At 47.0% G+C, this 19,447-nt stretch carries 21 protein-coding genes and 3 tRNA genes; 13 read left to right on the forward strand and 11 right to left on the reverse strand.

The features are described from left to right. Positions 1–2 precede the first annotated feature (2 nt). Positions 3–974 (forward strand): aldo/keto reductase, encoded by a 972-nt coding sequence (locus tag AR383_RS14445; RefSeq protein ID WP_055733771.1) that lies wholly within the window; start codon positions 3–5, stop codon positions 972–974. Between the two features lie 16 nt (positions 975–990). Here AR383_RS14445 and AR383_RS21335 read toward each other — a convergent pair whose 3' ends face one another. After that, on the reverse strand, positions 991–1,821 hold the full coding sequence (locus tag AR383_RS21335) for an MATE family efflux transporter (RefSeq protein WP_083481626.1): 831 nt from the start codon (positions 1,819–1,821) through the stop codon (positions 991–993). Next, a complete protein-coding gene (locus AR383_RS21340; RefSeq protein ID WP_083481627.1) occupies positions 1,821–2,309 on the reverse strand; it encodes an MATE family efflux transporter in 489 nt (162 codons plus the stop codon). The genes AR383_RS21335 and AR383_RS21340 overlap by 1 nt, the downstream gene beginning before the upstream one ends. A 343-nt stretch (positions 2,310–2,652) precedes the next feature. On the opposite strand from AR383_RS21340, the gene AR383_RS14455 reads away from it, so the two are divergent. From AR383_RS14455 to AR383_RS14500, 11 genes are all read left to right on the forward strand, one after another. After that, positions 2,653–2,729, forward strand: a tRNA-Arg gene (locus AR383_RS14455). A 30-nt stretch (positions 2,730–2,759) separates the two neighbouring features. Then, positions 2,760–2,835: transfer RNA gene (locus AR383_RS14460), tRNA-His, on the forward strand. 177 nt (positions 2,836–3,012) lie between these two features. Continuing rightward, positions 3,013–3,089 (forward strand) — tRNA-Pro (locus AR383_RS14465). A gap of 298 nt (positions 3,090–3,387) precedes the next feature. Then, entirely contained in the window at positions 3,388–4,281 is an 894-nt protein-coding gene (locus tag AR383_RS14470) for a substrate-binding periplasmic protein (RefSeq protein ID WP_083481628.1), read from the forward strand. Positions 4,282–4,542: 261 nt separating this feature from the next. Beyond that, the gene (galM, locus tag AR383_RS14475) at positions 4,543–5,577 is read left to right on the forward strand and encodes a galactose-1-epimerase (protein ID WP_055733773.1); all 1,035 of its coding nucleotides are present in this window, start codon (positions 4,543–4,545) and stop codon (positions 5,575–5,577) included. A 91-nt stretch (positions 5,578–5,668) separates the two neighbouring features. Next, positions 5,669–6,214: a YSC84-related protein gene (locus AR383_RS14480; protein WP_055733774.1), complete on the forward strand. Its 546-nt coding sequence runs from the start codon at positions 5,669–5,671 to the stop codon at positions 6,212–6,214. Positions 6,215–6,367: 153 nt separating this feature from the next. Then, the gene (locus AR383_RS21785) at positions 6,368–6,811 is read left to right on the forward strand and encodes a LysR family transcriptional regulator (protein ID WP_198150155.1); all 444 of its coding nucleotides are present in this window, start codon (positions 6,368–6,370) and stop codon (positions 6,809–6,811) included. An 11-nt stretch (positions 6,812–6,822) separates the two neighbouring features. After that, a complete protein-coding gene (locus AR383_RS21790) occupies positions 6,823–7,272 on the forward strand; it encodes a substrate-binding domain-containing protein (protein WP_257720947.1) in 450 nt (149 codons plus the stop codon). A gap of 98 nt (positions 7,273–7,370) precedes the next feature. After that, positions 7,371–8,450 carry a linear amide C-N hydrolase gene (locus AR383_RS14490; protein ID WP_055733775.1) on the forward strand — a complete coding sequence of 360 codons (1,080 nt, stop codon included), beginning with the start codon at positions 7,371–7,373 and terminating at the stop codon, positions 8,448–8,450. Positions 8,451–8,527: 77 nt separating this feature from the next. Then, positions 8,528–9,016, forward strand: coding sequence for a DUF1993 family protein (locus AR383_RS14495; protein WP_055733776.1), 489 nt, complete (start codon positions 8,528–8,530; stop codon positions 9,014–9,016). Then, positions 9,009–9,353, forward strand: a complete 345-nt coding sequence (locus tag AR383_RS14500; protein ID WP_055733777.1) for a DUF4056 domain-containing protein — start codon at positions 9,009–9,011, stop codon at positions 9,351–9,353. Before AR383_RS14495 ends, AR383_RS14500 begins: the two co-directional genes overlap by 8 nt. Before the next feature lie 227 nt (positions 9,354–9,580). On the opposite strand, the gene codA is transcribed toward AR383_RS14500, so the two are convergent. From codA to AR383_RS14525, 6 genes are all read right to left on the reverse strand, one after another. Then, entirely contained in the window at positions 9,581–10,834 is a 1,254-nt protein-coding gene (gene codA / locus AR383_RS14505) for a cytosine deaminase (protein WP_055733778.1), read from the reverse strand. Positions 10,835–10,842: 8 nt separating this feature from the next. Further along, positions 10,843–12,024, reverse strand: a complete 1,182-nt coding sequence (locus AR383_RS14510; RefSeq protein ID WP_055733779.1) for a PucR family transcriptional regulator — start codon at positions 12,022–12,024, stop codon at positions 10,843–10,845. Between the two features lie 8 nt (positions 12,025–12,032). After that, on the reverse strand, positions 12,033–12,338 hold the full coding sequence (locus tag AR383_RS22160) for an SLC5/6 family protein (protein WP_232304747.1): 306 nt from the start codon (positions 12,336–12,338) through the stop codon (positions 12,033–12,035). A gap of 2 nt (positions 12,339–12,340) precedes the next feature. After that, positions 12,341–13,291: a cytosine permease gene (codB, locus tag AR383_RS14515; RefSeq protein ID WP_232304748.1), complete on the reverse strand. Its 951-nt coding sequence runs from the start codon at positions 13,289–13,291 to the stop codon at positions 12,341–12,343. A gap of 304 nt (positions 13,292–13,595) precedes the next feature. Further along, on the reverse strand, positions 13,596–14,393 hold the full coding sequence (locus AR383_RS14520) for an ABC transporter permease (RefSeq protein WP_055733780.1): 798 nt from the start codon (positions 14,391–14,393) through the stop codon (positions 13,596–13,598). A gap of 82 nt (positions 14,394–14,475) precedes the next feature. Further along, positions 14,476–15,600: a GGDEF domain-containing protein gene (locus AR383_RS14525; protein ID WP_055733781.1), complete on the reverse strand. Its 1,125-nt coding sequence runs from the start codon at positions 15,598–15,600 to the stop codon at positions 14,476–14,478. Positions 15,601–15,893: 293 nt separating this feature from the next. On the opposite strand from AR383_RS14525, the gene AR383_RS14530 reads away from it, so the two are divergent. Next, positions 15,894–16,529, forward strand: coding sequence for a YceH family protein (locus AR383_RS14530; RefSeq protein ID WP_055733782.1), 636 nt, complete (start codon positions 15,894–15,896; stop codon positions 16,527–16,529). 93 nt (positions 16,530–16,622) lie between these two features. Here the strand turns inward: AR383_RS14530 and AR383_RS14535 are convergent, their stop codons facing one another. The 3 genes from AR383_RS14535 to AR383_RS14545 form a co-directional block, all read right to left on the reverse strand. Beyond that, positions 16,623–17,765, reverse strand: coding sequence for an HlyD family secretion protein (locus AR383_RS14535; protein WP_055733783.1), 1,143 nt, complete (start codon positions 17,763–17,765; stop codon positions 16,623–16,625). Continuing rightward, positions 17,765–18,151: a DUF3302 domain-containing protein gene (locus AR383_RS14540; protein ID WP_055733784.1), complete on the reverse strand. Its 387-nt coding sequence runs from the start codon at positions 18,149–18,151 to the stop codon at positions 17,765–17,767. The genes AR383_RS14535 and AR383_RS14540 overlap by 1 nt, the downstream gene beginning before the upstream one ends. A gap of 183 nt (positions 18,152–18,334) precedes the next feature. Further along, complete coding sequence (locus tag AR383_RS14545) at positions 18,335–19,336, reverse strand: DUF2860 family protein (RefSeq protein WP_055733785.1); 1,002 nt, start codon at positions 19,334–19,336, stop codon at positions 18,335–18,337. Between the last annotated feature and the right edge of the window lie 111 nt (positions 19,337–19,447).

Consider the following 19,447-nt stretch of genomic DNA (forward strand, 5'->3'; position numbering starts at 1 on the left):
TTATGGCTGAATCGCCAATTAATCATTTTTTTCCACAAGCAAGCCGTTTAGTTTATGGTTGCATGGGCCTCGGTGGTTCATGGGACGCTAGCGAGCTAGAATCTCATCATTTGGCCCAAGCCCACGCGGTGGTTGATGCTGCGTTAGAGATAGGCATTAACTATTTTGACCACGCCGACATCTACACCCTTGGCAAGGCTGAACAAGTATTTGGCCGAGTATTGGCCGAGCGCCCTGAATTACGCCAACAAATTATTTTGCAAAGCAAATGTGCCATCCGTTTTGCCGATGAACAATGGTGTGGCCGTTATGATTGGTCGGCTGATTACATTCGTGAAAGCGTAGAAGGCTCATTGCGTCGCCTACAAACCGATAGCCTAGACGTATTATTATTGCACCGCCCCGACCCTTTAGCTGAAATGGACGAAGTCGCTGAAGTGTTAATGTCGCTTAAAAATAGTGGCAAGGTACAGCACTTTGGGGTGTCCAATATGAGTGGGGCGCAATGTGCTTACTTGCAATCAGCGCTGGGCATGCCGTTGGTGGCCAATCAGTTAGAGATGAGCTTGGCTAAGTTAGATTGGCTAGATCACAATATTGCGGTAAACGATGAGCAAGTGAAAGGCCATAGTTTTACTGCCGGTACGCTTGAATACTGTGCCATGAATAAGCTGCAAGTGCAGGCTTGGGGAAGTTTGGCCAAGGGCTTATTTAGTGGTGCGGATTTGGGTCAGGCAACTGAGGCTCAGCGCGCTACCTCCAACTTGGTTCGCCAATATGCCGAGCAGTTAAACAGCTCGCCAGAAGCGGTGGTGCTCGCCTTCTTGTTGCGCCATCCTGCGGGGATCCAGCCAGTTATTGGTAGCGTTAATATCGATAGGATCCGCGCCTGCGCCGATGCCTGCAAGCTAAGCTTAAGTCGTGAGCAATGGTATCAGTTGTACGTGAGCTCTCGTGGTAGAGCCTTGCCCTAGCTTTAACAGCGTTAGGCTAGTTGGAACGGAGCTGCTGGCGTAACTTGATTAGCCAGTAGCCCACCAAAACACTTAAAACAACTGTTGATACCGGCATCACTAACCAGATGCCGCTGATCCCCCACATCAGTGGTAGTAGTAGCATAAAGGGCAATTGAATGAGCATATTGCCTACCGAGATCACGTTGGCTCGAGAAGCTTGGTTTAGTGACTGAAAAACCACCGCGCCGGTGAAGATAAGACCATCTAAAGGCATCGCCCAGAGGTGTAAACGGATCCCCAATACGGTAGCGTCCAGCAAGGCTGGGTCGTTGTTATTAAACACCGCAACGCTCAGCTCGCTAAAGCTATTTAGCAACACCACGCAGACGATACCGCTGCCAATAATAATGCTAAAGCCTAGCCGCAGAACCTTTAGAACATTGTCATAACGTTTAGCACCATAGTTGTAGGAAATTAGCGGCTGCATGCCATTGGCAAAGCCTTCTGCAATAAAGTAATAAACCACGCTGATGTATAGCACGATGGCATAGGCACCGGTTTCCGTTACACTGCCAAACTTTAAGAATAAGTAGTTATGAATCACCGTAATAAAAGCGGTGTAGAGGGTCGTGAAAAAGCTGCTTAGGCCAAGGTTAGCGATGCGATAAAAGTAGCGTGGAGTAAACCTAAATTCACGGTTAACTAACTTAAGCTGACTACGAGCTGAACCAAAGTAAGCCAAGGCCAGCGTAAAGACTAAAGCCTGTGCGGCCAAGGTAGCGTAGGCCGCGCCTTTTAAGTCCCAATTCCATTGCACAATAAACAGATAATCTAGAGCAATATTGGCTAGTGCGCCAAGCACCATTAAGCCGGTGGCAACGTTAGGGCATTGTCGTTACGCACTAAGATAGGTAAGGCGCAGCTGACTATCACTAACAAGGAACCGTGTCCCATGATTGTTAAATAATGCTCGGCCATGACTTGGATATGACCAGAGGCTCCCTGCCAGCGAATTGGCGCGGCTTGTAAGTAGTAGAGGCTTAGGCTGATTAATGCAGCCAACACGAGCATCAAGAGTAGCGCGTGACTAAATAGGTTGTGGGCTTTTTCAGGGCGCTTTTGGCCGCTGGCAATGGAAATTAATGCTCCGCCTCCAACACCAATCATTAGGCCGATGCCGGTGACTAAAAACATGATCGGCCAAGCTAGGTTGATTGCGGCTAAGCCGTCGGCGCCAAGAACTTGGCCAATAAAAATCCCATCCACAATTAGGTAGATGCCACTCACGATCATCGCCATTACTGAAGGAATGGAAAAGCGCCAAAATTGGCGACTAATGTTTTGACTGAGCATGGCTTGCCGTTACTTAAGCGAAGTGATTAAAAAATAGTGCAAAAATTTGCGTCCGTTCCATCATAGGCATTTTTAAAGCAGAGGCAATCTACAATATTGCTATTTCTTATTAGCACTTGTTAGTTATTCACCAGATTGCTCTAGCTGCAGGGAATGCTGCTGTAAGCTCAACTATTTTCAGGGTATTTCTCCCAAGATTGAACTGAAAAAATACGCCGAGTTTTACTCAGCCTAAGCGGCGCTTTGATGGCGTTGTTGGAAAATTCTACAATCATCAGTTTTTTTATAAAATGTCTGGACAGGGCTGAGCTAAAACCCTAATATACGCCTCCGCCAGCATTGAGCACCCGTAGCTCAGCTGGATAGAGCGTCGCCCTCCGGAGGCGAAGGTCACAGGTTCGACTCCTGTCGGGTGCGCCATAGCTTCGGAAATGCTCGAAATACTCAGTGGTGGGTATAGCTCAGTTGGTAGAGCCCCGGATTGTGATTCCGGTTGTCGTGGGTTCAAATCCCATTACTCACCCCATTATTTTAAATATTAGACTCTGTCTGGTATTAATTAGATGCTGCAGCACTTGATAGCGCAGCATCGAAAGATTTAAAATAGCAAGACATCGGTGATGACGTTTCATGGTAGCGCATCGTCGCGAAGCTCATAGAGAGTGGGACCAGAGGGTTTAAGCTCTACAATATCAAGAAAAATCGGTGATTAGCGCAGCTTGGTAGCGCATCTGGTTTGGGACCAGAGGGTCGGGAGTTCGAATCTCTCATCACCGACCACATTTAGAAAGCCCCGTCATTAATGACGGGGCTTTTTTGTACTTGATAGTTAAGAAATCGGAGTTCGCCTTTTAATCTTGACTCATCACCGATCACTTTCAAAAGCCTGCTCATTTGAGCAGGCTTTTTTCGTTGCTCCGAATACTTGTTTGCGAACTTGTCCAATTCATTTATATACGCTTAGCTATAGCTAGGGCATGCGCTTAATGTTCAGGTAAATTTTCTGAGTAAATGGGGGGTAATTGCTGCCTATGCGTCAGTTTCTTTTGCATTGGCTTTGTACAATGCGCCTATGAATATGAATACTATATTTTGGAGTAAGTTCTCGCTGGCCATGTTGTTATTGTTTGGTTTGGGCCAAGTCAATGCTTCAGTGTTGGTGATTAAGCATGCTCAAGCTGAAAGCCAAAATGATCCGCGTAGTCATTACTTCTTAGATCTGCTTCGCTTAACTTTAGATAAAACCGTTGCTACAGATGGCCCTTACAGTATCCAAGAATGCGAGCAGCGTATGCCGCAGCGTCGAGCCCTGCAACAAATGCAAAAGCAGCGTTGTATTAACCTTGTGTGGACCATGACCAACACGGAGCGAGAACGGCAGGCCTTAGCGGTTCGTATTCCGTTGCTAAAAGGTTTGCTCGGCCAGCGGGTATTGTTGATTCGTAAGCATGATGCGGCGCGCTTTAAAGATATTAAAACTTTGAGTCAATTGGGGGAAATGTTAGCTGGTCAGGGAATGGGTTGGCCGGATGTGGATATTCTTAAGGCCAATCAGTTACCAGTAATTGAAGGTACCTTGTATGAGGGCTTGTTTGGCATGTTACATCGCGGTCGCTTCGACTATATGCCTCGAGGTTTGAATGAAACAGAGCAGGAATTACGGCAACATCCAGAATTAGACTTGATGGTAGAGCCTCACTTACTATTGAGTTATACCGCACCCATTTACTTCTTTGTTAGGCGCGATAACTATCACTTAGCTGCTCGCTTAGAAAAGGGGCTACGTTTAGCCATTGAGGATGGTAGCTTTGATGCCTTATTCAAACGCTACCGCTACCATGAGCTGTTAGCCCAGCTGGAGCAGCGACGAGTATTAAAACTTTATAATGTGAATTTGCCAGCTGAAACGCCGGTCAACGACGATAGCTTATGGGTTATCCCCGAGCGACAGCGAAGTTTTAGCCAAGACTAATTTACTAAACGTGCTTTACTGTTTGAAGTCGAGCTAACAATCCCCGTGGGATAGATGAAAACGTCATCACCATCGTCAAATTAACTGTGATTCAGTTCTGCTTTTTGTTGATAGGCCCATTATGATTTTTCACTGTTAAGTTGAATTGTGTGTAGCATCATGAACCTGCTCTGAAGCTCAGATACTATCGGCATATTTGCGGGTTTGCTGGGGCTTTTGCCTGCAAGTCTTCATCTTTTTTTATTACCAAGGAGTATTTTAATGCCACTCACACAGCCAACACAAAAAGTGGAAACGTTTACCCTCAAAAACAATCGAGGTAGTGAAGCGACTCTATTAGCTTGGGGGGCTACCTTAGCTAGCTTTAAAGTACAATTAGTCAGCGGTGAGCGCCGCGAAGTAGTATTGGGTTGCGATAGCATTGAAGACTATCAAAAACAAGAAGCCTACTTAGGCGCAACTGTGGGGCGTTACGCAAATCGGATTAAACAAGCCACGATTAGTCACCTAGGGAATGCGTTATCGTTAACAGCCAACCAAGGTGTGCACCAATTGCATGGAGCCGATGATTTCAGCCATCGAGAGTGGCAGGGTGAACAGTTGGCCAATAACAAGGTAAGTTTTACTCTGTTTTCGGCTGACGGCACTTGCGGCTACCCCGGCAATATGCAGGCTCGAGTGGACTATACCTTAGACGACGATAATCAGTTGATTATTGATTACTCTGCCAGTGTAGATAAAACCTGCCCGGTAAATTTAACTGACCATAGCTACTTTAATTTAAATGCAGCGGCAGATTCCACGATCAAACAACACCAACTGTACATTGCTGGAGACTATTATCTCCCTGTTGATAGTGAAGGCATTCCTCAAGCAGGCTTGAAGTCGGTAGAGAATACTGGTTTTGATTTCAGACAGGCAAAAACTATCGCAAAAGACTTAGGTAAAGACGACGATCAAAAACTGGTTGGCGGTTACGACCATAGCTTCTTACTGCAGCCAGCGGTGGTTGAACGTGGTGAGGCGGTGGCGCGCATCGTGGCCGATGACCAATCATTAGCCATGGAAGTGTATACCGATAAACCAGCTATTCAGTTGTATACTGGAAATTTCCTTACTGGCACACCGGCACGCAGTGGCGATAGCTATCAAGCGCATTCTGGGTTGGCCTTAGAGACTCAGTATTTACCTGACTCTCCCAACCGCCCAGACTGGCCCCATAAAAGCTGTTGGTTGGAACCCGGACAAGCCTATTACACGCAAACTCGTTATCGGGTGTATGAACCAAATAACTAACTTTGGCTGATTTCGTCAATGAGGCGGAAAATACCGCGAGTTGGCACTATAGTGTATGCTCAAAGTAGCTATTTGAAGGTAGGTAAAATTTATGAAACGCATATTGCTATTATTGCTGACTATGGTGGCTTTAAGTTTTCAAGCGGTAGCGGATGACTACCAGTCAACCATTAATACATTTAGACAAGCGCCAGAAACCCAACCGTTTTTTTCTAACGCTTATGCTTACGCTGTGTTTCCCACCATTGGTAAGGGGGGCATTGGTATTGGTGGCGCCTATGGCGAAGGTAAGGTGTATCGTGGTGGCAGTGTGACCGGTTCGGTTAACATGGCCCAGCTTACCCTTGGTTTTCAATTAGGTGGGCAAGCCTTTAGCCAAATTGTGTTTTTACAAGATAAACGCGCTTACAATGAGTTTACTAGTGGTAGTTTTGAATTTGGCGCGCAAGCCAGTGCCGTGGCGATTACTGCTGGTGCTTCTGCTCAAGCAGGTTCCACGGGGACGGGGGCGGCCGCTGGAAAGTCTCAAGCCAAAGCTAATTATGTGAGTGGTTACGCGGTGTTTACTGTGGCCAAAGGTGGACTGATGTACGAAGCCAGTATTGGCGGGCAAAAGTTCAGCTTTAAACCTAATTAAGCGGCTCATTAAGAGAACAAAACGGACCTTGTCGGTCCGTTTTTTGGTTTTAGCCTCCGGTTATGTGATACAAGTTTTAACACCGAGGACGGAACCAGGGTGTAAAGCTTGGTAAGCTTCAACATTAGTAGCCGTGCGTATTAAGGACAGACTATGATCATTACAACGGAACGACTCCAATATCTATGGGCGGTGGCTCAAAGTGGCTCATTTTCGGCGGCAGGGCGTATGCTGGGGGTGAGTGGTGCTGCCGTTCAGCAGGCTATTCAAGCCTTTGAATTTGACCTTGAAGCGAGTTTGTTTGAACGTCATGCCGGTAAAAAACCACAGTTAACTAGGCTAGGTCAGCAAATTTATTTACAAGCGCTGGACCTATTACCTAAGCTGCAAGGTATTGAAAAATACGCGCAGGCGGTCAGTCAAGGCCAAGAGCCACAACTGCGCATTGCCTTGCATGGCATGGTGATGTTTCCTCGTTTTAATCAGTTACTGGTGGAGCTTAAACAGCAGTTTCCTAGTCTCGACCTTGTGTTATTGGACGCCGAGAATACGGTATTGAGCAGTGACCAAACTCGCTTGGCCAATCAACGGGGGTAGAGCAAGCGGATATTAGTATAGCCTTGGGGCGTTTGCGTAATGACCATGGTGGTAACTCAATGATTATTGACCGTATTCAATGGAAAATTGTGGTCGCGCCCAGTCATCCCTTGAGCCGAATACGAGGACAATTAAGCGAAGCGGATCTGTTGCAACATACTCAACTATTCCCTCTGCCGGGGCTAAATAGTCCAGCCGAGCTGATTGAAGGATTGCGCTTAAGTAGCCATTTGGTTCATTACAGTCGTTTTTATCAGCTGCGCGAACTGCTACTAGCAGGTATGGGTTTCGCCTTTTTCCCGGCTCAATTACTCCAGCCATTGGCTGACGAAGGCCTACTCTGCGAGTTAGATTTAGATTTCGATGATAATGGCATGAACTGGGCTATCGAGCTGAGCTGGGTGAATGGTTTAGGCGCGGCTGGGCAGTGGTTAGTTGAGCAACTTACTGAAGCTGAGTAGTTTAACCTTAAAGTAATGCTTTGTAGTAATAAAAATACCTTAAATCGTTATTGCTTGATAATGGCTCTCGTCAACTAATCAACGATTTGAGGTGTACCATGAAAAAGACTTTACTTACTTTAGCTCTTAGCACTGTTTTAAGCGGCGCAGTTATGGCAACTGCTAATGCTTGTACCACTTGGGTAACAGATACCAGCCACGGCGTAACGGTGACTCGTAGTGTGGATTGGGGCACTCCCTTAGGCGGCATTGCTCACCTTGTTCCTAAAGGCAGCCAATTAACTAGTCCTGAGTTTACTCAGTATGCTCAATCAGCTAAGTGGACTAGTCGCTACCAAGTAATGAATATTGAAGAATATGAAAGTTTTCACGGCGCGGCGGTAAGCGCAATTAATCTCGATACTGGCATGAGTGCCAATGGTCAGTATATGGAAGACTCTCAGCCCTTCCTTAAGCAACACCAGGACTCTGGCGCTCCTGCGGTGGCCTTGGCTCAACTGACGTCTTACATTACCGGTAATTATGCCAATGTAGCCGAAGTGAAACAGGCTCTAGAGCAAGGTGAATTTCAAATCGCTTGGGCTGGCGGCTTAGCTGGCGGTGAACACGGGGTGCATTTCTCGGTGCAAGATAAAGACAATAACACCTTGTTGATTCAATTAGATGAGGGTGGTGAGCAAAAACTTTATCACAACCAAGACGATCTTCGTTCGATGGTGAATGCTCCTCTACAGCAATATCACCGAGAGTACGTAGCGGGTTTGGAAATGGATAAACCAGAGACCTTGACTAAAATGAGCGCTCATATTTCTTCAAAAGAACGTAATGCACGCTTATTGTTTTTATCAAATAATGCCAAGTTAGATAACAGTGAGGCTAGCTGGGCACAAACCGAAGGTAAGGTGTTAGGCTTATTTGACCGAGCCGTGTTAGTACCACAAGACATTATTGACCCTGATAACGGTGATACTTATGCAACTTGGGTGAGTTATGTGTACAACTTTGAACAAGCCAGTTTCAAGTTCCGTAACCACGATACTTACAATGACGTGCGAATTGACCTAAACGAGTTGAAAGATGCGCAGCAGCCGCTTTGTGCCGACTTGGTTGAGCAGTCAAATGCGGGTTATCAATATGCCCAGTGGAGTAGCTGCGAGCTGGAACTCGCCACTCACTAAGCTAAATAGTTTAGAAAACCGCCCTAGTTGGGGCGGTTTTGACTTGTCTCTTGTTATAAAAAAGGAATTTCCCCTAAATGATGGATTTACAACAGCGATTTAGTCATTACTTACAGCAGCTGAGAGTCATACTGTTGAAAGTGCCCGAGCCGCTATTCGACAGCAGTTTAGCGCCAGATATGTTTCCTTTGGCCACCCACGCCAAAATTGCCACTAACTTTAGTTTACGTGGTTATTGCCCCTTAATCGGCTGTGAGCCGGTGTCATTTATTCGCCCTGAGCAGACGCGAGCCGCAGTACTTCAGCAGATTGATGATAGTTTGCAATATCTGGCTAAGGCCAAGCCGGTTTCTCAGTTTGATGATAGCGTGATGTTAAGCGATAAAGTGGGCTTTAAGCAGCTAGAGCTGTGCCAGTCAGACTTCATTAATGTCTATATTTTTCCTAATTTTTTGTTTCATATCAGCATGGTGTATGCCATCGCTCGGGCTAATGGTGTGGCCTTAAGTAAGGGCGATTTCGATGGCTTACATAGTTACCCAGAAGGTTTTAGTTTCATTGAATAGTGATGATTTTAATCGCCATATGACCTTGTGGTTGGATCAAGCCTTACGTTACCTTGGTGCAGTCACTAAAGAACAAATTGCCTTAGCCTTCGAAGCGGTGGATGGATTATGGTGGGATTCTAGTGCTCGGATCCCGCAAAAGTATTTGGTGCTTAAACGTAATTACAATGTAACCCCAATTCAAACGCCTTTGGTGATTGATAGCCATAAGATGGCTGAGCAGAATTACGCTTTATTGGCGAACTTTGTTCCGCCGCAGCTTGAGCCCTTAACCATACCTTTACCAGTGGGTGACTATGGGGTTAACGTCAGTTTAATTTCGCGTTTCACCATGTAAGTCGATGAGAAGTACCGCGAGTCCTTTGCCCATATTCCCGAGCGCTATTATCCCAACTTTGAGTTAGACAGTGTTAATTCGGACACAGTGCCCAATACGACAAGGCCTTTGATCAGCAATAATATGCTGATTATCTAGTCGAACGTGAGGCGAAGCAGCAAGCTAAGTAGTCGACTTAACTAGGCCTGCCAATCTGCAGGCCTAGTGATTTAAAGCGCTAAGGCGGGCTAGCTTAAGTGAGTGGTTTTCAGCAAACTAGCGGGCTGGCGCTGTACCAGTATTTCCCCTTGGCGCACCGAATATAGCACTTCCCCCTGTTGCTGAATCACCGCTAAGTCGTCGCAGCCCTGCAAAATGATGAAATTGGCCGGTTTTCCCTCTTCGATACCATATTGCTGCTCTACTTGCAGGGTTTTGGCGCCGTTGATGGTGATTAAGTCCAGAGCGGTGGACAAGTCGCGATAACCCATCATGTGACAAATATGAAGGCCAGCATCGAGCACGCGAAGTAGCTTACCATTGCCGAGGGTATACCAAGGATCTTGGATCGAGTCTTGAGCAAAACAAACGTTCATGCCAGCTTCGCGTAACTCTTTGACGCGAGTGATGCCGCGACGCTTGGGATAAGTATCGAAGCGCCCTTGCAGGTGAATACTTTCGGTGGGGCAAGAAACAAAGTTAATTTTAGACTTTTTTAGTAGCCGGAATAACTTAGAGCAATAGGCATTGTTGTAAGAATGCATCGCTGTGGTGTGGCTGGCGGTGACGCGCTCGCCCATGCCTTGCTCTAAAGCAGCGGTGGCGAGCACTTCCAAGAAACGTGAGGCCTCATCATCAATTTCATCACAGTGTACATCTACCAACAGCCCATGTTGTTTGGCTAAAGCCACTACCCAGTGCATCGACTCCACGCCATATTCACGGGTAAATTCGAAGTGGGGAATGCCGCCAATCACATCGGCTCCATGCTCAATTGCTTGCTCCATTAGCTGTTTGCCATTAGGAAAAGAGCAGATCCCTTCTTGAGGAAAAGCCACAATTTGTAGCTCAATCACCTTAGAGAGTTTTTCTTTTAAACCGGCAATGGTTTTCAGTGCCGTTAGTGACGGATCGGTAACATCCACGTGAGTTCGAATATATTGCACGCCATTTTCTACTAATAGCTGCACCGTTTTTAACACCCGCTGTTCAATGTCTTCGGCGGTGAGCTGGGGTTTGCGTTCACTCCAGCGCTCAATTCCTTCAAACAAGGTGCCGCTTTGGTTCCACTTAGGCTGACCGGCGGTGAGGACCGCATCTAAATGGATGTGCGGCTCGACAAAAGGCGCGCAAACTAAGTTGCCTTGTGCGTCTATTTCCGATGCGTTCAGCGATGGGCTTAGCGTGGCGCTTTGCGGCTCAATGGCGGTAAATACGCCTTGCTCAACATGTATGCTGTATAACGAAGTTTGGCCACGCAGGCGAGCGTTAATGATGTTCATAATTATCCTTATTCTTTAGTTGCTTGGCGCTGAATAGCCAAAGGCTCCATCAACAAAGCATTTTGTAGCTCTAAACGTTGCTGAGCATGATTGAGCTGACAAGCGGTCAGCGCTTGCAGTTTGTTTAAGCGGTGATTCAGGGTATTACGGTGAATGTTGAGCTCTTTAGCGGTTTGCCGCAGTGACCCTAAGTTGTCGAAATAACAGCGTAGAGTATGTTTTAGCTGGCTCATGGCAGGTTGTGAATTGCCAAACAAGGGGCCCAACCTGAGCCGACAAAACTCCACCAGAAGTTGGCTGTCTTCTACCGCGGCAAATACCCGACTAATGCCTAAATCGAGATAGTGCACAATGGCACTATGCTGTTGCAGTTGGGCGAATTCGGCTGCTTGCTTAGCCTGTTGGGCGGCTTGCCCTAGCTGTAACCAGCCGCTTAAGCTGGCACTAATGCCTAAATTGAAGTTAAGCTGTTGTTGGTGCAAATGGCGCTTCAGCCCAAGCCAATGACTGCGCTGTTGTTCAATGGAATCTTGCGCAGTTAAGGGGAGCAACAAATACCAACCATGATGATACTCAAGCGGAGGGTAGGGGCTGTGCACATGATTTAGCCACTGCTTTAGCTGAAAAAGCCAGACGCTAAGATTGATGTCTTCATCTTGTTGCGGCTGGAGCAGGGCTACGCCCATCGCTTGATTTAAATTTATACCTAATTCTTGCCCTCGTTGTTGTGATAGCGATGACAGGGGTTTAGGGCTGCCTAGCACATCACTTACAAAGTGTTGCAGTGAGTGGCTAGAGAGATTGTCTTGAATTAAGGCGTTACAAATTAACTCGGTGACCTTTACCATGGGCAGCGAATAAGGCTGCTCTAAAATGGCAAAGTGTTTGCTGCGCGCGTAATCCAGCACTCCGGCGGGTATGTGGTCAATAAACTCCGAGTCGGTGAGGATCACGATACCGGCAGCTGATTTTTCCAAGGCTTCATCAATCAGCTGGCAGTATTCTTGTTCGCTGCGTTGTAAGTTAATGCCGGTGACAAACACCAGTTCGCCACCAACTAACCAAGGGGCTAGTTCGCGATTCTCCGCCAGATAAGGCCAGCGAATCGCTTGTTGTGAATGTTCGCCGGTGAGCAGCTTGATGCTGCCTAAACCGGCAATTAAAGGAATGTCACGAGCGCGTAAAGCCAAGTTCGCTCCTAGCTAGCTGAGGGTTTGGCCACCGGTTGAGCTGAACGGATGTATAGCAATAGCGCATAAACACTGGCTGATACAACAATCCCCACTAACGGTGCAATCCAAGGTGAGAAATAAGCAGCAGCAGAACCCACGGCATAAGCGCTCAAACCACAGGCATCAAAGGCTGGTAGTTTGATCTTATCTAAACTGGGTGGGTTGCTGCGATGTTTAAACCAAAAGTCAGCCATGATGATGGCGCCAATTGGCGGAATAAAGGTGCCGAGTAAAATTAGGAAGGGGATCAGCATGTTATACATACCAAACACGGCTAATACCGTACCAATGGCCGCCCCACAACGGTAATGGTGCGTCGTTTGTCGGTGCGTAATAGGTTACAGCCAGCGGCGGCAAAGTTGTAAATGGTATTGTCTTGGGTGGTCCAGATATTGGCAAATAACATCAGTACCGCAATCAGTATGAAGCCCTGAGCAACCAGTACATCAACGATGTCGGCTTGTTGATAAATCATCGCGCCGAAGGCTCCCACAAACACCATTAAACCGTTGCCAATAAAGAAGGCCAATAAGGTGGTCACTACCGCAATTCGTCCGCTTTTGGCAAAGCGGCTCCAGTTGGTGGCTTGAGTACCACCACTTACGAAGGTGCCAAATACCATGGTGATGGCAGCTGCGAAGGGCATGCTGTCAGTTGGCGAGATGTTGCTTAGCTGCGCTAAACCGCCGATGTCGATGCTGCCTTGGTAAATCGAAATACCAATAAACGCTAACATGGCGGGCACCGATATTTTAGATAGTAGCGCTAGGGCCTGATAACCGATGAAGGCGGTAATGCAAAAGCCGAAGCCGAATACGATCATCAGTGGAGTGGTATAAGCTTCGGGTAATTCTAATAACTTAACTAAAATAATGGCGATGGTTGCCGTGCCCCAGGCATACCAGCCAATTTGGGTGAAGCCCAATACAAAATCGGCCAACTTACTGCCTTGTTCACCGAAGCAATAACGCCCCAACAAGACCGAATTTAAACCGGTTTTATAGGCCACATAGGCAAGGCCAGCGGCGTAGCTGCCGAGTAATAGGTTACCAATTAAGATGATCCAGAGTAGCTCGCCAAAGCTAAAGGATGTGCCCAGTGTGCCACCGGCCCACATGGTAGAGGTGAAAAAGGTAAAACCTAACAGAACAAAAGCGGTAGACCAAAATCCTTTGCGGGCGCTTTGTGGCACCGCCGAAAGGGGATAATCATTGGTTTGGCTCATAGTGTTAACTCCATTTAGTTACGGCGACAAGCGAAACTGCGAGTTGTCACACCGTGTGATGTTAAAATCCTAGTTCTAACCCTCCAAATCCTATGCCAATGTTGCGCCTTCTTTCGACTCAGTAAACTTGTGCAGCGGGTGATTTTTGCTCAGCTAAAAATGTACCACTTGCACAGTGTAAATGAAATCAACGCGATCGTTGCTCTGCTTAGCCAAAATTGGGAAAAAAGCTGCACTAGATTGGCGCGCTCTTGCTAAGCAATGGGGCGTAACTAGCCTGTTCAAGGCCTAACAAAAGGGAACGTTAGGAAGCTATTTTACTGTGGCTAGTTGCTATGCGCACTAAACCGGAAGGGCTAATAGCCAAGCGAACGCATAAGCTGAGAGTACAAGCCAGTGACAAGCTCAGCATCACCAGAATAGCGATTAAAATCAGTATTTGGTATTTCACTGCGATTAGGGGATCGCTACCGCCAAGAATTTGCCCGGTCATCATGCCGGGCAGGGTTACCAGCCCCATGGTACTCATTGATGCAAGCAAGGGAGCCAGTGCTTGCTGCATGGCCGATTGCACAAAGCTTTCGGTGGCTTGTTGACGGTTTGCTCCCAGCGCTAGGTAGCCATAGTATTCGGTTTGCTTTTCACTGAGTGCGTTAAATAAGCGTTGCAGGGCGACGATATTTCCACTGAGGCTATTGCCTAGCAGCATGCCCGCCAGTGGAATTAGGTACTGGGTTTGGTACCAAGGCTGCAGCTGTAGTAAACCCAATAGCAAGATTAGCAATACTGGGCTTAAACCTACTACTAAGCCCGCCAATACGGGCAGTAATAACACTTTTTGTGGCAACTTGGCCTTGCCGACAATGGCGCTAGCTCCAACCAGTAACATTAAGGCCAGCCAGCCTAGATTGAGCCAAAGATTATTGAGTTCAAAGAGGTATTGTAAGTACAAACCCAGCAAACTGAGTTGTACCAGCATCCGTAGTAAGCTGCCAATTAAGTCCTTACCCAGAGCTAACTTGAAGTAGCGGTTTAAGCCTAGCGGCACTATTAGTATCAGAGAAAAGCCAGCCAAGGCCAGCCAGCTAATGTCGACGCTCATGTCTGAAGGCCCTCGGCGAAGAGAATGGGTTGCGGTGGCTCGCCACCATATACTAGCCTGAGCACACCGCCGAGTATAGCCCTTAGCCTACTTGTTGTTGGCTTGAGCTTTGATACACTCGGACACAGTTTTTACCGTCGGCTTTGGCTTGATAAACCGCTTTGTCGGCGGCTTTGATCAGCATCTCATGATGCTCCATGCTCTTATCTAGTGAGGCGATACCAATGCTCACACTGACCGAGTATTTGCTGTTGTTGAGCGGCATTTGGCTGATCCGTTCGCGTAATGAGTGGCCTAATTGATGGGCGTCTTGCAAGTTGGTATTAGGGCAGATTAACAGAAACTCGTCTCCTCCTAAGCGGGCCACCACATCGTCGTTTCGTACCGATTCTCGTAGGGCTCTCGCTAGTAACATTAATACTGCGTCACCTGCATCATGGCCATTGTTGTCATTGATTTGCTTGAAGTGGTCGGCATCTATCATCATGCAAGATAAAGGTTGCTGCAGTTGCGCGGCTTGTGTCCATAACTCCTTTAACTGCAGCATGGCGTGACGTCGATTGGGTAAGCCGGTGAGTACGTCGGTATGGGCTAAGGATTGTAAATGCCGGTTGGTTTTCTGCAAGGCTAGGGTGCGCTCTTGAACCTTCTTTTCCAGATTCTGGTTGAGCTCAACCAGTTCGTGGTTGCGAATGCTCACCTGATGGAACAGCCCGCGTAAGGCGCCAATTAAGGGTTCGGTAGCTAAGTCATTCGGTTGCTCACTGGCCTCATAAGCTTGGGCTGCTGAGTGGCCTTGTTGAATGGCTTGCAATTGCTTAGCCAGCACTTGGTCGATGCCCAAAATGTGGTAAGCCAACCACTGAATTAAGTAATCTAGTAGGTTTTTAACCTGTTGATATTTTACTGATTGGTCGAGTTGATTTAACTTGGATATTTCATTTAAAAACTCATGGTGGGCTTGCACATGCGGCTTAAGGTGGCGAATATCGACTTGATGTTGCGCCATTAACTGCTCTTCGGTTTGAAAGTGCTCTTTTACGTAAGTATGCAATTCGATGTTGAGCGCTTTTAGTTCGCTGCTTGAGGTTTGGTTTTCAGTGAGTAGCCGACCGATTTTGTTAATTAAGTTGATTAGCTGGCGATGCTGCTGGTCGACTTGAGTGATGCCTGTCTCAAAATCTGCAGTCCAACGAAATGATTCCATAGTGTGTTATATCCAGCTTACCATAAGACAAAAATTTCCATATTTAGCGATATCTATCGCAGTTATCGCTCAGCCTAGCTAGAAACCAATAGGGCTGTATCAATCTACATCAAATAAAGCTCATTTTAGAAGCTAAATTGTATAAAATTCACTCTATCATAGTGAAGATAAAAATTATCCATAATGATGATTTATAAACGAGTAAAGAATGGCTGTTTCGGAGCGGGCTTTGGCGTATTCTTTATCGCAGGTATCTAACGATAAAAACTATTTCTAGCTTCAAAGAGGTGAACGTGGAACAAAATTTAAGCCTTGAACAACTGCGAGTGATAGGAGCCCTATTAGAAAAGGAAACTACCACTCCAGATCAGTACCCCTTGTCGCTCAATGCGCTGACTTTAGCCTGTAATCAAAAAAGCAATCGAGAACCAGTCATGGCCTTAAGCGAAGCCGAGGTACAAGATGTTTTGCAGCAATTGCAAAATCTGCGTTTGGTTACCGAAGCGCCGATGTCGGGGCGAGTAGTGCGTTACCAGCATCGTTTTTGTAATACCCCGTTTGGTGGTTTACAACTGAGTGAGCAGCAGCGAGCGATTATTTGTTTATTGTTTTTACGTGGCCCGCAAACGCCGGGAGAGTTGCGTACCCGTAGCCAGCGTTTAGCTAACTTCGCCAGCGTTCAGCAAGTGGAGCAAAGCTTGAACGAGTTGGCCAACCATGCAACTGGAGCTTTGGTGGTAAAACTCGAGCGCGAGCCGGGTAAGCGTGAGTCGCGTTATGCACATTTGTTTTCTGCAGAGCAGCCACTAACAGTAGCGAGCGAGGTGCCGGTAAGCCCTGTAACTGAGGCCGATTTACAGGCGCAAATTGACCAGTTAAGGGCTGAGTTGGTGGCGCTGACTCAGCGGGTACAGGACTTGGAATCTTAATCGGGCTGGCTAAAGCTGGCTTAAGTATTGGCTCTGCGGGTGTAAGGCTTAGACGGTTAAATGGGCTAGCTAAGGCTAGCCCGTAGTGATGGCTTAATGGAAGGGGAAGATGTAGTTCAGCCAACCTTGCATTCTGAGTAAGACTTTACGCATCACCGAGAGGTGATGGAAGTGCTCGGTATAAATGGCCACTTGGCCACTGACTCCCATGGGAAAGTTAAATTCGTCAAAACGCGGTTCTGGGTCAATCAGTACTAGGCTGCGACTGTGTTTAAAAAATACCTCCGCGCCCAGTAGCCGGCCGTTAGCTTGAAATTCACCCTCGGCAATGGCTGGCAGCACTTGGCGCACCTTGCCTTTAAATACCATGCCCGGTTTGGCGTCGACTATAAACTCAGCAGGGTCGCCTTCTTTTAAGCGGTTGATAGAGTTTTCCCAAAAGGCACCCACAAACAGTGACTGCTCTTTGGGAATGAAGGTCATCACCGGACGCAGTGGCATCGGTACGGCTACCATGCCCACCCGTAAGCCTAGTTGTGTAACATAACCGTCGGTGGGAGCGCGAACAACGGTTTGCTCTAAGTCAAATAGGGCTTTGTCTAGTTGGCCGAGTAAGCTGGCAACAGTGGTATTTACGCCGTCAATTTGTGACTCATAGGCCATTCTGGCATTGCTCTCGTTGGCCTGAGCTACCTGCAATCTAGCCTCAGCACTCAAATAAGCTTGTTGTCTGTTTTCTACTTCTAAGTCGCTAAAGGGGCTATTGGCACCGCCTTTTCTGCGGCCTTCTGCGTAGCGTTGATAGACTTTTTGGCTGCGGTCTCGTTCGGCTTTCGCCGCATTGGTGGCCGCTTGAGCGCTGTTGAATTGTGCCAGTAGCTGAGGAACCAGTTGCTCAGCGGCGGCCAGTTCGGCGCGGCGCTGGTCGACTACCGCTTGAAAGGGTTCTGGGTCTAATTTAAATAATACATCACCTTGTTTTAATAGCTGATTAGCTTGAACCGGCACCTCAATTACTTTACCTCGTACTACAGGCATAATTGGTACCGAGGTATAAATTTGCCGACCATGGGCAGTGTAGGGGTGGTTGTAGTTCATTAAAATAATCAATGCCCCAACAATGATTACGCCTCCAAGTACGGCGGTTGGCACGGTCCACTTGGTGAGTGGGATATTAAATATTTTAAAGATAGCGATACAAACACTGGCGTAGCTAAGAATCAGTAATAAATCCACTATTTATCCTCCCCTTGTTCTAGCTGTTGAACGTGCTTGCTGATGATGGCCACCTGACGTTTTAGTTTGGCCACTTCTTCGCTCAGTTCTTGTTCTCGGGAAGCCAGTTGTTGTTCATCTTGTTCTAACTGTTGTTCTTTTTCCTGCAGTTGTTGAAAGCCCCAACCGCGCTCTTCGCGATAAAGCGTGGCCCAAATCCAAAGGAAGGGCCAAAGTACATGTAAGGTAAATAAGCTGACCCAGCCAGCAACATGGATGGCATCTTGGTGGGGGTGGTTGCGGTGTTTAGATATCTCATAGGGAATGTCGTGAATGGCAATGATCCCGTAAAACAGCGTTAGACCAACGAAAAATAGCATGCCGAGCGCGAAGAAATCCAAAAACATACTCCCTCCTTGGGGTATTTTTGCGATTAGTAAGATGGTTTATCTGATTGATAATAGCTGATTGTATGGCTAATTCATTAATAAATAAATTAAATGATAAAGGGAATATTATGGCTTGTTAGGCTTATTGAGCTCGACCTAAGCGAGGAACCGTATCGCTTAAGTCGAGTCGTCTATTCGGCCTTAGAAGTTGTAGCCAAAACCAAAGGCGGCAATGCTGCCTTTGCTGTCGTAAAAGCTAATGTTGGAGTCACTTTGGCTGTAGCCTGCGATGATATTGAAAAAAGCGTTTTTCCAGGCAAAAGGTTGGTTGTAGACATACAGGGCGAATAAGGAATAGCTATCATCTTGCTGAGTTTGATTGGCGAATACCGGGTTGCTAGCAGAATATTTGGTATAGCTATATTCGGCATTGAGGTTGAGCAAGTGTTGTCCTGAACGGTATAAGCCATTAAGTCGCAGCGCGTATTGGTTGAAGTCGTTAGCACTGCCTTGAGCCTTGGCGGTGGTATACGCTAGCGCTGGAGTAAAGGTCCACGTTTTCGAGAGAGGAACGAAGCCTTCGGCGATAATCCGATGTAAGTCGGCTTCACGGCGTAGCGCTTGGGCTTGAGTTGAGTTCGCGCCAAATAGCGCGTGACCGCTGGTTTCTTTGTCTATAGTGCGTTTAGCATAGATATACTCTAAGGTCACTGGACTATCGCCAATCGCTTCATAGCGCAGTCTGCCTCCTTGATAGTTTTCTTCGGTTTCCTGTCTGGCCACATTGGTCAGATAAGGATCGCTCCAGGTTTCATTCAACAGTGGAAGTTCGGGAAAGTAAGCCAGAGTCAGCTTGCTGCGCTGACTTAGCATGCGGCGGTAGCCTAGTTCGTATTGAAACTGAGCCCGGCCTAGGTTTTCGCGACTGTTCCCTAAAAAGAACTGGTTACGTAAGTCTGCTGTGGTGTAATTAATGGTAAGCAATGGGAAGAGTAGCGCAGAGTTAATGGTTTTACCGCTGTTATTCAAGTCGTTAGTGATTTGATTGTCGTCATCGGTAGAAAACTGATTCTGGCTATTGCTGTAGCCCAGGTTAAGGTTAATTGCCCCCGACCAGCCAGCAGGCTCAGATATTGGGCGAGCATGAGCTGTTATGCTAAGCAGTAGACTTAAACCGAGTGCGGGACTGAAGTATTTTGGCATCTTAACATCCTTATTAGATACGAGATTATCTAGCTATAAAAAGAATTTAATTACTAGCCATAGTAACGAAGTTTTTAGAAACTTGGATTACCATTGCTGAAAAAAAGCAAA

It is taken from the genome of Agarivorans gilvus (assembly GCF_001420915.1).
Taxonomy (GTDB): Bacteria; Pseudomonadota; Gammaproteobacteria; order Enterobacterales; family Celerinatantimonadaceae; genus Agarivorans; species Agarivorans gilvus.

Excerpts from the sequence above, each read along its gene's own strand:
- AR383_RS14445 (WP_055733771.1), top strand. The coding sequence starts at position 3 with ATGGCTGAATCGCCAATTAATCATTTTTTTCCACAAGCAAGCCGTTTA.
- AR383_RS21335 (WP_083481626.1), bottom strand. The coding sequence starts at position 1,821 with ATGGTGCTTGGCGCACTAGCCAATATTGCTCTAGATTATCTGTTTATT.
- AR383_RS21340 (WP_083481627.1), bottom strand. The coding sequence starts at position 2,309 with ATGCTCAGTCAAAACATTAGTCGCCAATTTTGGCGCTTTTCCATTCCT.
- AR383_RS14470 (WP_083481628.1), top strand. The coding sequence starts at position 3,388 with ATGAATACTATATTTTGGAGTAAGTTCTCGCTGGCCATGTTGTTATTG.
- galM (WP_055733773.1), top strand. The coding sequence starts at position 4,543 with ATGCCACTCACACAGCCAACACAAAAAGTGGAAACGTTTACCCTCAAA.
- AR383_RS14480 (WP_055733774.1), top strand. The coding sequence starts at position 5,669 with ATGAAACGCATATTGCTATTATTGCTGACTATGGTGGCTTTAAGTTTT.
- AR383_RS21785 (WP_198150155.1), top strand. The coding sequence starts at position 6,368 with ATGATCATTACAACGGAACGACTCCAATATCTATGGGCGGTGGCTCAA.
- AR383_RS14490 (WP_055733775.1), top strand. The coding sequence starts at position 7,371 with ATGAAAAAGACTTTACTTACTTTAGCTCTTAGCACTGTTTTAAGCGGC.
- AR383_RS14495 (WP_055733776.1), top strand. The coding sequence starts at position 8,528 with ATGATGGATTTACAACAGCGATTTAGTCATTACTTACAGCAGCTGAGA.
- codA (WP_055733778.1), bottom strand. The coding sequence starts at position 10,834 with ATGAACATCATTAACGCTCGCCTGCGTGGCCAAACTTCGTTATACAGC.
- codB (WP_232304748.1), bottom strand. The coding sequence starts at position 13,291 with ATGAGCCAAACCAATGATTATCCCCTTTCGGCGGTGCCACAAAGCGCC.
- AR383_RS14520 (WP_055733780.1), bottom strand. The coding sequence starts at position 14,393 with ATGAGCGTCGACATTAGCTGGCTGGCCTTGGCTGGCTTTTCTCTGATA.
- AR383_RS14525 (WP_055733781.1), bottom strand. The coding sequence starts at position 15,600 with ATGGAATCATTTCGTTGGACTGCAGATTTTGAGACAGGCATCACTCAA.
- AR383_RS14540 (WP_055733784.1), bottom strand. The coding sequence starts at position 18,151 with ATGTTTTTGGATTTCTTCGCGCTCGGCATGCTATTTTTCGTTGGTCTA.
- AR383_RS14545 (WP_055733785.1), bottom strand. The coding sequence starts at position 19,336 with ATGCCAAAATACTTCAGTCCCGCACTCGGTTTAAGTCTACTGCTTAGC.